Here is a 12,342-nt window from a genome sequence, read left to right as displayed (position 1 = left end):
TCTACGCCGACGTCGCGGTGATGGTGTAGGTGATGGTGCCGGTCGCGGCGGGGTTCGGCTGAGCCGTCCCGGTCGGCATCGTCACGCTGATGCACAGTTGGTCGCTGCCGTTGACGGCGAGCGGACGATTCAGAGCGGGGAACGGCTTCGAGGTTCCGAGGCCGGTGACCGTGCTGACGGGAGATCCTGCGCACGCCACGCCGGATGATGGAGCACCGGTGTGCACCGACGAATTCAGCAGGTTCCCCAGCGCAGCGTTACTGGCCACCACGGAGATGGTGTACGTGTTGGCTACGGAACCGGCCGCGTTGGAGACCAGCAGTCCGGCAGCGACGGTGTCACCGGGAAAGATCGCAGTGTTGGTCAGCGTCGTGGTGAAGGCCGGTGGGTTGTTGTCGACCGCAGGGTTGCCCACTTTGATGTCGAGCCGTCCGGTGGTGAACACGCCCGACGTCGCAGTCGCCGTATCCGACCATGCGGCAAGGGTTCCCACGGCACCGAGGCCGAGGACGATCCCGATCGACATGATCGCTCGAGCTCGTGCGCTGATCAGCGCGGAGCCTGTTCGGCGGAGAACCGCCCTCGGACCGGCGGTGTCACTGTGACGCGACATCAGGGCTGCGCCCCTTCCATATCCGTCCGCGCACCCGATGATTCCGGGCACTCGGCGCTGTTACTGTTGTCCCACTGCACAACGAGATCGACTGCAGCAGAGGACGAGCGGGTGTCGTTTCCGGCCGCTTCGGCCATCGCGATCGTGGCGTCGATGCGCTTCTTCTGTCCGGCCTCGAGGTCGATCCACGCACACGATTCGACCGGCTCGCCGCCGCCGATGGAGACGCTCAGGGCTCGCAGGAACGCCGGGTTGTCACTGTCGAAGGTCAGCCGAAGACGCCCGTCCCGGTCGGTGTCGTTGAACACGTGGAACCGCGATTCACGCGAGTCGCCTGGAACCCACCGAATATCGTTGTCGAAGAGTGCGCTTCGAAAGCTCGTCGCCCAATTCTTCCCGTCGTCGCTGTACTTGACTGTGTGCACTCGGGGAGATCCGGCACCGAGGAACAACACCACTGCGACACCGGCGAAGACGGCCGTACAGGCGACAAAAGTGCTGTGCCTCAAGGCGACTCCTCCCTTCGGCTCCGGTGGCGATCGATACCGGCACCGACGAACATCACCAGTGCGTAACCGAACAGGCCGATCACGATCACCGCGACCGTGATCTTGCGTTGTTCACCGTTGAGCCAGTTGTTGACGTAGCCCATGTACGGCACCGAGTACCAGACTTTTCCGCGAATCTGTCCGATCTGCACCGGGTTCTCGTCGTCGGACCCGTTGTTGTCCCCGCGAGTGACATAGGTGGTGATACCTCGTCCGCTCTGCCTGGTCGCCACGATGCGGTGAGTCACCACTTCGGGCTCACCCGATCGGATTTGATAGGTGATCGCAGTTCCGACTTCGAGCTCGTCCGCGGCTGCCGGCTTGACGACAACCAGACTTCCCGGTGGGTACGTCGGCTTCATCGAGCTGGTGAGAATCGTGTACGGCGTCGAACCGGTGACTTTCGGAATCACGACGGTCACCCCGAGAACGAACAACATCGCTGCCAGCAGCGTGTACGACGCGATCCGGCTCACCCACCACCAGACACCGGTCCGGTTCTCCTCGGACATGTCAGTCACGGTTTCGATCGCTTCCGTGTCGTCGTCGGCATTCATGTCTGGTCCGCCCGGAACGAGAACGTCACCGTCGACGACGCGCTCTGCGGTGGAGTGGCGCCGACGGCGAGCCGAAAGCACCACACTTCGCGGGCACCTGAGGCCAACAGCCTTGCCGCCGGTGGCACCGGAGCTTGCGCACCTCCGGCGTTTCCGCTGTACAACAGTGACGTCGTCCCTGTCGGCATCCCTGTCGCCGGGCAATTGTCCTCGGCCACAACAGTTGTCGCAGTCAGGAACAGAGGGACCGTTCCGGTCGCGGTGGTGCCCTGCAGCCGAAAGTTGAACGGCACGTTGCCGGAGTTTCGAATCGACAGCGGTGCCTGCGAGAAACCGTTCGGTCCGAGATCGGCCGAACCGAGCGCAGCGAGAACGTAATCGTTCACTTCTGCTCCGTTCGGGCCGACCTTGATGTCCAAGGTGCCGGAGTTGATGGTTCCGCCTCCGACGACCTCGTCGTCACGCCACAGCGCGCCCGTCGACTGTGCTGATCCGAAGACCACCACGACGACGGACGCGGCTGCGAGCGCCCAATAACGACCGTGCTTGTTCGTCACTGCTACCGGTCAGGGACGAACCTGGTCGAGCGTGAGGGTGAAGTCGTTGAGGTCGACGCTCTCGTTCTGTGCGATGAGATCCGCAGTCGCTTCATCGAAAGTGATGGTCACCTCGACGGAGATGGTTTGAGGCGATGTGGTCAACGGTAGGTCCACGGCCGAACCGTTCGGAAGGGACGTTCCACCGTTGACCGACACCTCGGTGTCGAGAGCGGCAGCAAGGTCGGCGTCGCCGGCGACATTGGTGAAGTCCGCGGTGATCGAAGCGCGAAGATTGTCTCCTGCCCAATTGACGGTGTACTGGGTCGAGTACTCGAGGACATCACCCGGCACGATGAGGAAGCCAGACGGGTCGGCTCCGAGAGGCGCATTCGGAGTGACCGACGTTTCGGTCCAGTTCGCCGTGCCGGCAATCGGAGCGAAATTCAGTTCGCCGGAGTTGATCTCGCCACCGGTGACCGTTTCGGTGTCACTCCACAGAGCGTAGGATCCCAAACCGCCGAGCAGCAGTACAGCTGCCGCCCCCGCGGCTATGGCGCCCTTGGTTGCCTTGTTCATACGTTGTCGCTTTCTTCGGTGGCCTTGTTCGTGAGGCCGAGGGGGAGGTGACCCGGGGTGGGTCGGTCGGCCGGAAGATGGGCCTCCGCAACTGGGTGCGATGTCCATTGTTTCGGCACGACTTCCTCACCTGTTACCCAAGTGATGGTAAAAGTCCGAGGGAATGTTCAGCCGCCTGTTTCGTACTTTTGGTTTACACATGAACATGGTGTGTAAAGCTACTTTGATTACGGAAACCGTAGCTTTGTGGCGAATTTCCCCAGGTGGCCCCTCCGGTTACAGCGAACGCAGTGGTTATTCGCTCACTTATCCCGAACATTCCGCTGTTTTTTGTTTTTGAAGGACAATCGATTGTCGACGGCAGATCCGGACACGAAAAAGCCCCGAGGCCGTGGGCCTCGGGGCTTCGATTTTCGCGGAACCGTCTACCGCAGGATGTCTCGCCGAACGATGGTTTCGTCGCGGCCCGGTCCGACTCCGATGCACGACATGTACGCGCCCGAGAGCTCTTCGAGACGCAGGACGTAGTTCTGCGCGTTGATGGGCAGTTCCTCGAACGTGCGGGCACCGGAGATGTCTTCCCACCAGCCGGGCATCTCTTCGTAGATCGGCTTCGCGTGATGGAAGCCGGTCTGCGTCATGGGCATCTCGTCGTGGCGGACGCCGTCGACGTCGTACGCAACGCAGATGGGCACCGTGTCCAGGCTGGAGAGCACGTCGAGCTTGGTCAGGAAGTAGTCGGTGATGCCGTTGACGCGGGTGGCGTACCGCGCGATGACAGCGTCGAACCAGCCGGTTCGCCGTGCACGCCCGGTGGTGACGCCCACCTCGCCGCCCTGCTTGGCCAGGTATTCACCGTGATTGTCGAACAGCTCCGTCGGGAACGGGCCCGAGCCGACACGCGTCGTGTACGCCTTCAGGATGCCGAGGACGGTCCCGATCTTGTTGGGGCCGATGCCGGAACCGACCGACGCGCCGCCCGCCGTCGGGTTCGAGGACGTGACGTACGGATACGTGCCGTGGTCGACGTCGAGCAAGGTGCCCTGCGACCCCTCGAGCAGAATCGTGTCGCCACGCTCGAGTGCCAGGTTGAGCTGCAGCCTGGTGTCGGTGATGCGGTGCTTGAAACCCTCGGCCTGCTCGAGCACCTCGTCGACGACCTGCTGAGAATCCAGAGCCCGCCGGTTGTAGATCTTCGAGAGCACCTGGTTCTTGAATTCCAGTGCAGCCTCGACCTTTTGGGTCAGGATCTTCTCGTCGAGCACATCGGCAGCGCGGACGCCGACGCGAGCGAGCTTGTCCTGATAGCAGGGCCCGATGCCACGGCCGGTGGTCCCGATCTTCTTGGCACCGAGGAAGCGTTCGGTCACCTTGTCGATGGCAACGTGGTACGGCATGATCAGGTGCGCATCGGCGCTGAGCAGCAGGTTCGTGGTGTCGACGTCACGCTTCTCGAGGCCGTCCAGCTCGGTGAGCAGCACACCCGGGTCGACGACGACGCCGTTGCCGATGACATTCTTCACGCCGGGCGTGAGAATTCCCGACGGGATGAGATGCAGCGCGAACTTGTCGCCGTTCGGAAGAACCACGGTGTGGCCGGCGTTGTTGCCGCCCTGGTAGCGAACGACCCACTGGAGGCGTTCGCCGAATAGGTCGGTGGCTTTGCCTTTGCCCTCGTCGCCCCACTGGGCGCCGATCAGGACTATCGCCGGCATGTGCTCTCCTACGTTGCTTTCGTGCGAGGACGTGCTGCAGATATTGCTCGATCGAACGCAGCCGTCACCATTTGTCGCAGGCGCGACAGTGGCCGGGGGAACAGTCTAGCCGAGGCGGTGAGCTGGCCCGCATGCCGCTACGGTGGAGCCGAAACGAAGGCACTATGGTCGTTCGAGGGTTCACCCAAGATCTAGGAGCGCCGTGACACCGTTCGTTCTGCACTGCGGAAACCCGCCGTTGCCGATCACGCTGACCGACGTCCCACTGCGCAACGCCGATGCCGTTCCGACCGACGACGACTGCAGCGCGATGTTCGCCGACATCGAATCCGCCCCCGCACCACGCATCATCGTGCTGGGCGACGACGCCTCGCTGGCCGCCGTTCTCACCAGGCTGATGCGCACCGACCGTCTGCACGTCGAAGTCGCGTTCGTACCGGATACCGCGACCGCTGCCGCCCACATCTACAAACTCGGGACCGGATCCCGCGCGGCCAAGGTCGCACTGACAGGAAAGGCGTCGAGCACTCCCCTCATTCGCGACGACGCGGGCAAGGCCGTTGTCGGTCGGGCGCTGCTCGGCGGTGCCGGCGGTGCGGAACTCGAAGGCGAGGCATACGTCGACGACACTCGGTTGTTCTCCGGAGTCGTACCCGGCGTCGAGGTGGCACCCACTCCGGAGTTGCCGGGACTGCGTGCGCGAGTGATCAGCCGTCGACGATTCCTGCCTCGCCGCTGGGTGAGCGGACGCGCGATGCAGCTCGGCTCCCCCGCCGCAGACCTGATGCGCGACGGCATCCCCGGCGACAGAACAGTGAAGAGGTCGACGTTCTATCGTCACCATCAGGAGTGGTTGCTGGTCCGATGACCGTTCCACAGATCCGATGACCGTTCCGCTACGGCGCAGGCCCGTTCTGCCGAGCCCGGTGTTCGTGGCCGTTCTCGCCGTCGCCGGAGTGGGCGGCGCGCTCGCGTGGACGGCCGAGGACGTCACCTCCACCGCCGCGCGCCTCGGGGTGTTCGTGCTGGTTCTCGCCGGGTGGATCGCCTCGGTGTGCCTGCACGAGTTCGGTCACGCGTACACCGCTTTTCGGGCCGGCGACCGGGAAGTCGAACTCCGCGGCTACCTCACACTCAACCCGCTGAAGTACACCCACCCGTTGCTCTCGATCGTCTTGCCGGTGGTGTTCATCGCGATCGGCGGAATCGGACTTCCGGGCGGTGCCGTGTACCTGCGGACCGGCCAGTTCTCGGCGTCGACGCAGCGGCGCATCGCCCTCGCGGGACCGTTCGCCAATGCCGTTCTCGCCGTGGCACTCCTGATCGTCGTTCGCGTGTTCGGCACCGACGGCACCCATCAGGCCTTCTGGTACGGACTCAGCTTCCTGGCCTTCCTGCAGATCATGGCCACGATCCTGAATTTGATTCCGGTACCCGGCCTCGACGGATATGCCGCACTCGAGCCCTCGCTCTCGCCCGCCACCCGTGCATCGCTGGACCAGTTCAAGGGCTACGGACTCCTCGTTCTCGTCGCGTTGCTGTTCGTGCCCGCCGTCAACTCCGCGTTCTTCGGGGCGATCTACACCCTGTTCGGGCTGTCCGGTGTTCCCGAGTTCTTCGCCGGCAACGGCAACTACCTGATGCGATTCTGGATCTGACAGGTCCAGCGGGAAAGACGGCACGATACCGAGCTCAGTCGGCGGGATTCCGTCTGTTCGGGCAGGTTCCGTGCATTCTTTCCCAACACTGTCGGTGCCGGATCGCATAATGTGCGCATGACGACGTGGAACGAATTCTCGGCAGCGGCCCCGACACTCGCGTCGGCGGTGCGGGCTCGATTCACCGCCCACAAGCACCATGTACTCGCGACGCTCCGGGCGGACGGCTCACCGCGCGTCAGCGGAACCGAGGTCGAGTTCGACGACAGTGGCGTACTGCGTCTCGGTTCCATGCTCGGTGCCGTCAAAGCACGAGACCTGCAGCGCGACGGACGGTTCGCGCTGCACAGCAATCCGGGTCACCACTCGATGGAGGGTGGGGACGCGAAGATCGGCGGACGTGCCGTCGAAATCACCGATCCTGCTGTGCTGCAACCGATATTCGACGCATCACCGGGCGAGCTGGTGCCGTACCACGTGTTCGATCTCGATATCACCGAGGTCGTACTGACCTCACTGGTGGACGATCACATGCAGATCGACGTGTGGCGTCCCGGCTCCGACGTGCGCACCGTCACCAGGTGAGCTCCTCCTTGCAGGTTCGGCCGTGCGCGGCGGGTTCGACCTGCACCGTGGCATGGTCGAGGCCGTAGGTGGACAGTAACGATCGGGCTCGGTCGAGCACCATCGACGACGAGCCCTCGCATTCGAGATGCACCGTCGCGACATCCATTCCGGTGGTCAGTGTCCACACGTGCAGGTCGTGAACTCCCGTCACGCCCGGTAGTGCGTTCAGGTCTCCGGTCAATGCGTCGACGTCGACGTGTCCGGGACTGGCCTGGGTGAGAATGCGCAGGGCCGAGGCGGCGAGCTTGATTGCGCGCGGGATCACCCACAGGGAGATCAGGACGCCGACGACGATGTCCGCCCAGGTCCACCCGAACACGAGCATCAGCACGCCTGCCACGAGCACGCCGACACTGCCGACCGCATCGGCCAGGACCTCCATGTACGCGCCGCGGACGGCCAGGGAATCCTTGGCGTCGCCGCGAATGAGCAGCATGACGACGATATTGGCCGCGAGTCCGGCCGATGCGGTGAGAATCAGTGGTACGCCAGGGATTTCAGGTGCATCACCGATGCGAGAGACTGCCTCGTACATGATGAACGCCGCAACACCGAGCAGCAGGACGGCATTCGCGATGGCCGTCAACACCTCTGCCCGATGCCAGCCGAATGTCCGTGCTGCTGCGGCACTTCCCTTGCGAGCGAGCATCAACGCGATCAGACCCATCGACATGCCGAGCACATCGGTGAGCATGTGACCGGCGTCGGCGAGCAGGCCGAGCGAGCCGATCGCCAAGGCCACGGTCGCCTCGACGACGAGAAACACCACCAGGATGACCAGCGCGACGACCATCTTGCGGACGCGAGACCTGGGCGGCCCCGCACCTGCGGACGAGTGACCGCCCACTCCGTGACTGTGCCCGTGACCCGCGCCCATGACTCCCCCTGGTGACCGATGTCGACTTCCGGAAGCCACCATATGCGTACATACGCATATATGCAATGGTGCGCTCGGGTCACAACTCCGGCGGGACGTGCGGATGCTTCACCGTCGGCGGAAGCGTCGCCAAGGCGGAAATGCGCTTGAGCCCGGCGACCTGCAGCAAATCGACGATGATCGACCGCAACTGCGCCAACACCACCGTCGCCGACAGGCCGGCGTTCGAGATCAACTCCGGCTTGGCACCGGCCGCAACCGACCGCAACACTCGCGCAGCTTCTGCCGCATCCGGCTTCTGCCCCGGATCGGCGAGGATCATCTGCCGCAACACCTCCACCGCATGCGCCAACTTCTCCACCTCGTCGACGACCCGCGGATCGAGAATCTCGTCGTCGCGCACCAGCGTCAGCGACCGTCGCGCCAGCACCCGGATATTGCGGACGGCATTGTCGATGGGGTCGGCCGTGGCCGCGAGCGCCGCCAGACGATTGCGGTGATTCCAGTACATCGGCGAGATCCGGGCAATTTCCCGGCCGCCCTTGAGATCGGTACGCAGAGCGTCGATACCCGACTGCGTCGCACGCGCCTTACGCAACGCCTCCTCGATCGGTTTGGGATCGTTCGCCACCAAACCGTCGGCCACCTTCTGCAACACACTCGCAGCCGTGGCCAGGACGTTCGCCGCATCCTTGCGGGCGCGCCACACCGGATGCGTCGGGATCAGCGCAACGATCGCGATGCCCACCAGACCACCGACCAACGCGTCGACCATGCGGTTGGGGCCACCCATGTTGCCCGGCGGGATCAGGGTCGCCACCAGCACCGCGGACGATCCGGCCTGCATCGCGATGATCGGACCACCGTCGAGGAACACCGCAGCCGACATCGCCAACACGACCACCAACGCGATCTGCCACGGACCACTACCGATCAGCGAGATCAACAGATCACCGATGCCGATGCCCACCGTCACTCCGACGACGAGCTCGGCCGATCGACGCAGGCGAGCACCGAGCGAGACGCCCAGCGACACGACGGCGGCGATCGGTGCGAAAAACGGGCTCTCGTGACCGACGATGTCGGTCGCGACGAACCACGCCACGCCTGCCGCCAACGCGCACTGAATGATCGGCAGCAGCGACAACTTCAGCCGAGCGCTGCCCGACTTCAGCCGGGTCCGACCTCGCGCCCGGCTCGCGCGGGCCCGATCAGCCCAGGCCGAGCGCTTCCGCGGCCTTGGGGTCACAGTCTTCGAGGAGGTCGAGGCAGCGGGCGTACTCGTCGTGCTCGTTGATGTCGCGGGCCGCTTTGGCAAGGACTGCGACGCATCGGAGGAATCCTCGGTTGGGCTCATGGCTGTACGGGACCGGCCCGAATCCCTTCCATCCGTTACGACGCAACTGATCCAGACCTCGGTGATAACCGGTACGAGCGTAGGCGTAGGCCGTGATGGTGGCACCCGACTCGAGCGCGGCCTCGGCCAGGTAGGCCCAGGCGATGGACGCCGTCGGATGCGCCGCCGCGACGGTCTCGGGCGCTTCGTGGTTCAGCAGTGCGGATTCGGCCTCGTCGTCTCCGGGCAACAGTGTGGGTTGGGGTCCGAGCAGGTCACCGAAAGAAGTCATGGCGCTCATTGTGCCCCTACGTCACCGAATCGTGTCCGAACACCCCCGCATCGCTCGCGTCGAGCTGCGGAGACGGTCGATAGGCTGCCAGCTGACGAAATTCGAGACAGACCGCTCTTGCAAGAATTCGGTGAACGAGGGAGAACGCATGCCGGACGAGAAGAAGAAGGTGCCCTCCGAGGCCGACGCAGCCACCGAGAAGATCGATCTGGGCAAGAAGAAGCAGGTCGACGAGCCCGCCGACACTCCGACCCAGAAGATCGCCACTGATCCAGCCGAGGAGCCGGCAGCACCGGAAGCGACGCCGGTGGCGACGCCGGTCGCGGCCCCGCGTCGTATCCCGCCGCGAAACCAGTCCGAATCTCCAGCGAACGATGGCGCGGCAGAGAAGAAATCGCCGGCAGCTGTGCCGCAACCGGTCGGTCCGAGAAAGATCGAGCCGCAGCGCTCAGCCCCCAAGCAGGTCGGTCCTCAGCGCATCGGACCCCCGCCGACGGAACCCGGCAAACCGAGTCACAAGAAGTGGTGGGCGGCGCTGGTGGCCGCGGTTGTCGTGATCGCGGCAGTGGCCGCCGGTGCGTACGTGCTGATCGACCGCACGAGCGTCGAGGACTCACCGGAAGCGCAGATTCGCACGACCGTCGAATCGTTCACCCGAGCATTGGCCGGCGGCGACCTCGCCACGCTGCGCAGCACCTCGTGCGGTGACCTGGCGACGTTCTACCGAGACATCCCGGACGCGGAATTCGCCGATGTTCATCGTGTCTCGCTCGAGCAGGGGAACATACCGAACCTGGACAGCATCGACGCCATCCAGGTCAGCGACGACACCACCGCGATCGCTCAGGTGATCGCGCACACCGACGCCAACCCGAACGATCGATCGCCGCGCACCTTCGACCTGCGCCTCGAAGGCGATCAGTGGAAGGTGTGCAGCTGACGCTGTATGTGCGCGGTGGAGCCTGCGGGTCGTTCCGCAGGCTCCACTCCTACCTCGTAGCCTGCTACGAAGTTCCGCTCACGTGAATCAGCCTGCGGATACGCTGCGGCCTGCGGACTTGAGGTCGTTGCACGCCTCGACGACGCGGGCCGTCATGCCGGCCTCGGCCTTCTTGAGGTAGCTGCGCGGGTCGTAGGCCTTCTTGTTGCCGACCTCGCCGTCGACCTTGAGCACACCGTCGTAGTTGGAGAAGAAGTGTCCGGCGATGGGACGGCTGAACGCGTACTGGGTGTCGGTGTCGACGTTCATCTTCACCACGCCGTACTCGAGCGCCTCTTCGATCTCGCTCTTCGCCGATCCCGATCCGCCGTGGAAGACGAAGTCGAACGGCTTGGAACCCGATGCCAGGCCCAGCTTCTCCGTCGCGACCTTCTGGCCATCTGCCAGCACCGACGGCTTGAGCTTGACGTTGCCCGGCTTGTAGACGCCGTGCACGTTGCCGAACGTCGCCGCCAGCAGGTAACGCGAGCCCGCGTCGCCCGCGCCGAGGGCCTCGACGGTCTTGAGGAAGTCCTCGTTGGAGGTGTAGAGCTTGTCGTTGATCTCCGCCTCGACGCCGTCTTCCTCGCCGCCGACAACACCGATCTCGACCTCGAGAATGATGTTGGCTGCTGCAGCGCGGGCGAGCAGATCCTTGGCGATCTCGAGGTTCTCGTCGATCGGGATGGCCGAGCCGTCCCACATGTGCGACTGGAACAGCGGGTTCTTGCCTGCGTCGACGCGCTCCTGCGAGATCGCGATCAGCGGACGCACATACGTGTCCAGCTTGTCCTTGGGGCAGTGGTCGGTGTGCAGAGCGATGGTGACGTCGTACTTGGCGGCGATCACGTGCGCGAACTCGGCGAGCGCCACGGCACCGACGACCATGTCCTTGATGCCCAGTCCTGATCCGAACTCGGCTCCGCCGGTCGAGAACTGGATGATGCCGTCGCTACCCGCGTCGGCGAAGCCCTTGATGGCGGCGTTGATGGACTCGGAACCCACACAGTTGATTGCCGGAAAGGCGAACTTGTGTTCCTTCGCCCGGCCCAGCATCTCGGCGTAGACCTCGGGAGTTGCGATAGGCACGGCGTCATTCCTCCATTGAAAAGTTCGGTTGTGTCCACTGCAGTATGGCAACCCCCGGGCGCGGTGTCGTGCGTACCCGCATCCCCTGGGTCATTCCGCAGGCTCGCCGCGGCTGACGGACAGGCCATTGCATCCACAGCGGAAGGACACCGACTGTTCAGGACTTACCAGTTTCGGCCGGTAGTGTGGGCGCGGTGAGTCTCCTAGCTGCCTCGGAAACGATGACGACGAACCTGGCCCTGTTGCCGGGATTCCTCGACCCGGTGAACCTGCTCAACTCCTTCGGTCACTGGGTGTTGATCGGGCTGCTGCTGGTGGTCTTCATCGAGTCGGGGCTGCTCTTTCCACTGCTACCGGGCGATTCGCTGCTCTTCACTGCCGGGCTGATCGCGGCGTCGAAGTCCACCGAGATCGAGCCGTTCGCGTCCATCTGGACCCTTGTCATTCTGATCCCGATCGCGGCGATCCTCGGTGATCAGGTCGGCTATCTCATCGGCACCAAGGGTGGCGCGGCTCTCTTCAAGAGCAACGATTCGCGGTTCTTCAAGAAGAAGTACATCGACGAATCGCACCTCTTCTTCGAGAAGCACGGTCCGATCACCATCATCCTGGCGCGCTTCGTGCCGATCGTGCGGACGTTCGCGCCGGTCGTCGCCGGTGCGTCGCACATGAAGTACTCGCTGTTCCTCACCTACAACGTCGTCGGCGGCATCCTCTGGGGCGCGGGCGTGACGGTGCTGGGGTACTTGCTCGGACAGATCGCGTTCATCCGCGAACACGTCGACATCATCTTCCTGATCATCGTCGCCGTCTCCGTCCTGCCCATCGTCATCGAGGTCGGCAAGCGCATGATCAAGGCCCGTAAGACCCCTCTGGGCGAGGCCACCGATGTGATCGAGGCAGACGCCCCGGACACCAAGTCCTGATCGTGATCCT

Annotated in this window: 15 protein-coding genes; 5 read left to right on the top strand and 10 right to left on the bottom strand. The window is 64.2% G+C overall.

What is annotated here, in order from left to right; all coding sequences use genetic code 11:
- Nucleotide 1: 1 nt before the first annotated feature.
- From CH295_RS13705 to CH295_RS13680, 6 genes are all read right to left on the bottom strand, one after another.
- The gene (locus CH295_RS13705) at nucleotides 2-613 is read right to left on the bottom strand and encodes a SipW-dependent-type signal peptide-containing protein (RefSeq protein ID WP_037190446.1); all 612 of its coding nucleotides are present in this window, start codon (nucleotides 611-613) and stop codon (nucleotides 2-4) included.
- The gene (locus tag CH295_RS13700) at nucleotides 613-1,122 is read right to left on the bottom strand and encodes a hypothetical protein (protein ID WP_094741044.1); all 510 of its coding nucleotides are present in this window, start codon (nucleotides 1,120-1,122) and stop codon (nucleotides 613-615) included. Before CH295_RS13700 ends, CH295_RS13705 begins: the two co-directional genes overlap by 1 nt.
- Nucleotides 1,119-1,673: a signal peptidase I gene (locus CH295_RS13695; RefSeq protein ID WP_252342035.1), complete on the bottom strand. Its 555-nt coding sequence runs from the start codon at nucleotides 1,671-1,673 to the stop codon at nucleotides 1,119-1,121. Before CH295_RS13695 ends, CH295_RS13700 begins: the two co-directional genes overlap by 4 nt.
- A 41-nt stretch (nucleotides 1,674-1,714) precedes the next feature.
- Complete coding sequence (locus tag CH295_RS13690; protein ID WP_094741042.1) at nucleotides 1,715-2,275, bottom strand: hypothetical protein; 561 nt, start codon at nucleotides 2,273-2,275, stop codon at nucleotides 1,715-1,717.
- A gap of 9 nt (nucleotides 2,276-2,284) precedes the next feature.
- Nucleotides 2,285-2,833, bottom strand: coding sequence for an alternate-type signal peptide domain-containing protein (locus tag CH295_RS13685; RefSeq protein ID WP_094632584.1), 549 nt, complete (start codon nucleotides 2,831-2,833; stop codon nucleotides 2,285-2,287).
- Between the two features lie 425 nt (nucleotides 2,834-3,258).
- Nucleotides 3,259-4,548 (bottom strand): adenylosuccinate synthase, encoded by a 1,290-nt coding sequence (locus tag CH295_RS13680; protein WP_037190451.1) that lies wholly within the window; start codon nucleotides 4,546-4,548, stop codon nucleotides 3,259-3,261.
- A 202-nt stretch (nucleotides 4,549-4,750) separates the two neighbouring features.
- On the opposite strand from CH295_RS13680, the gene CH295_RS13675 reads away from it, so the two are divergent.
- From CH295_RS13675 to CH295_RS13665, 3 genes are all read left to right on the top strand, one after another.
- Complete coding sequence (locus CH295_RS13675; RefSeq protein ID WP_094741041.1) at nucleotides 4,751-5,416, top strand: hypothetical protein; 666 nt, start codon at nucleotides 4,751-4,753, stop codon at nucleotides 5,414-5,416.
- 16 nt (nucleotides 5,417-5,432) lie between these two features.
- Nucleotides 5,433-6,206 (top strand): site-2 protease family protein, encoded by a 774-nt coding sequence (locus tag CH295_RS13670; protein WP_094741040.1) that lies wholly within the window; start codon nucleotides 5,433-5,435, stop codon nucleotides 6,204-6,206.
- A 117-nt stretch (nucleotides 6,207-6,323) separates the two neighbouring features.
- Nucleotides 6,324-6,791: a pyridoxamine 5'-phosphate oxidase family protein gene (locus CH295_RS13665; RefSeq protein ID WP_170945895.1), complete on the top strand. Its 468-nt coding sequence runs from the start codon at nucleotides 6,324-6,326 to the stop codon at nucleotides 6,789-6,791.
- Here the strand turns inward: CH295_RS13665 and CH295_RS13660 are convergent.
- The 3 genes from CH295_RS13660 to CH295_RS13650 form a co-directional block, all read right to left on the bottom strand.
- A complete protein-coding gene (locus CH295_RS13660) occupies nucleotides 6,781-7,710 on the bottom strand; it encodes a cation diffusion facilitator family transporter (protein WP_037190455.1) in 930 nt (309 codons plus the stop codon). The two genes, CH295_RS13665 and CH295_RS13660, sit on opposite strands and share 11 nt — an antisense overlap.
- A gap of 79 nt (nucleotides 7,711-7,789) precedes the next feature.
- Complete coding sequence (locus tag CH295_RS13655) at nucleotides 7,790-8,857, bottom strand: FUSC family protein (protein WP_170944738.1); 1,068 nt, start codon at nucleotides 8,855-8,857, stop codon at nucleotides 7,790-7,792.
- Between the two features lie 64 nt (nucleotides 8,858-8,921).
- On the bottom strand, nucleotides 8,922-9,338 hold the full coding sequence (locus CH295_RS13650; RefSeq protein ID WP_032397398.1) for a DUF3151 domain-containing protein: 417 nt from the start codon (nucleotides 9,336-9,338) through the stop codon (nucleotides 8,922-8,924).
- A gap of 148 nt (nucleotides 9,339-9,486) precedes the next feature.
- Here CH295_RS13650 and CH295_RS13645 point away from each other — a divergent pair, with 148 nt between their 5' ends.
- Complete coding sequence (locus CH295_RS13645) at nucleotides 9,487-10,278, top strand: Rv0361 family membrane protein (protein WP_141217021.1); 792 nt, start codon at nucleotides 9,487-9,489, stop codon at nucleotides 10,276-10,278.
- An 87-nt stretch (nucleotides 10,279-10,365) separates the two neighbouring features.
- On the opposite strand, the gene fbaA is transcribed toward CH295_RS13645, so the two are convergent.
- Nucleotides 10,366-11,406, bottom strand: a complete 1,041-nt coding sequence (gene fbaA / locus CH295_RS13640; protein ID WP_037190456.1) for a class II fructose-bisphosphate aldolase — start codon at nucleotides 11,404-11,406, stop codon at nucleotides 10,366-10,368.
- 221 nt (nucleotides 11,407-11,627) lie between these two features.
- On the opposite strand from fbaA, the gene CH295_RS13635 reads away from it, so the two are divergent.
- Entirely contained in the window at nucleotides 11,628-12,332 is a 705-nt protein-coding gene (locus CH295_RS13635) for a VTT domain-containing protein (protein WP_052047621.1), read from the top strand.
- Nucleotides 12,333-12,342 lie beyond the last annotated feature (10 nt).

This window comes from Rhodococcus sp. 14-2483-1-2 (assembly GCF_002259405.1).
Classification (GTDB): Bacteria; Actinomycetota; Actinomycetes; order Mycobacteriales; family Mycobacteriaceae; genus Rhodococcoides.
The sequence above is the reverse complement of the archived record's forward strand: the minus strand, read 5'-3'. Positions and strand labels throughout refer to the sequence as shown.

What these genes read in the sequence shown, in the direction of transcription:
- CH295_RS13650 (WP_032397398.1), bottom strand. Translation starts at nt 9,338, where the DNA reads ATGACTTCTTTCGGTGACCTGCTCGGACCCCAACCCACACTGTTGCCC.
- CH295_RS13660 (WP_037190455.1), bottom strand. Translation starts at nt 7,710, where the DNA reads ATGGGCGCGGGTCACGGGCACAGTCACGGAGTGGGCGGTCACTCGTCC.
- CH295_RS13665 (WP_170945895.1), top strand. Translation starts at nt 6,324, where the DNA reads ATGACGACGTGGAACGAATTCTCGGCAGCGGCCCCGACACTCGCGTCG.
- CH295_RS13680 (WP_037190451.1), bottom strand. Translation starts at nt 4,548, where the DNA reads ATGCCGGCGATAGTCCTGATCGGCGCCCAGTGGGGCGACGAGGGCAAA.
- CH295_RS13705 (WP_037190446.1), bottom strand. Translation starts at nt 613, where the DNA reads ATGTCGCGTCACAGTGACACCGCCGGTCCGAGGGCGGTTCTCCGCCGA.
- CH295_RS13645 (WP_141217021.1), top strand. Translation starts at nt 9,487, where the DNA reads ATGCCGGACGAGAAGAAGAAGGTGCCCTCCGAGGCCGACGCAGCCACC.
- CH295_RS13685 (WP_094632584.1), bottom strand. Translation starts at nt 2,833, where the DNA reads ATGAACAAGGCAACCAAGGGCGCCATAGCCGCGGGGGCGGCAGCTGTA.
- CH295_RS13670 (WP_094741040.1), top strand. Translation starts at nt 5,433, where the DNA reads ATGACCGTTCCGCTACGGCGCAGGCCCGTTCTGCCGAGCCCGGTGTTC.
- CH295_RS13635 (WP_052047621.1), top strand. Translation starts at nt 11,628, where the DNA reads ATGACGACGAACCTGGCCCTGTTGCCGGGATTCCTCGACCCGGTGAAC.
- CH295_RS13695 (WP_252342035.1), bottom strand. Translation starts at nt 1,673, where the DNA reads ATGTCCGAGGAGAACCGGACCGGTGTCTGGTGGTGGGTGAGCCGGATC.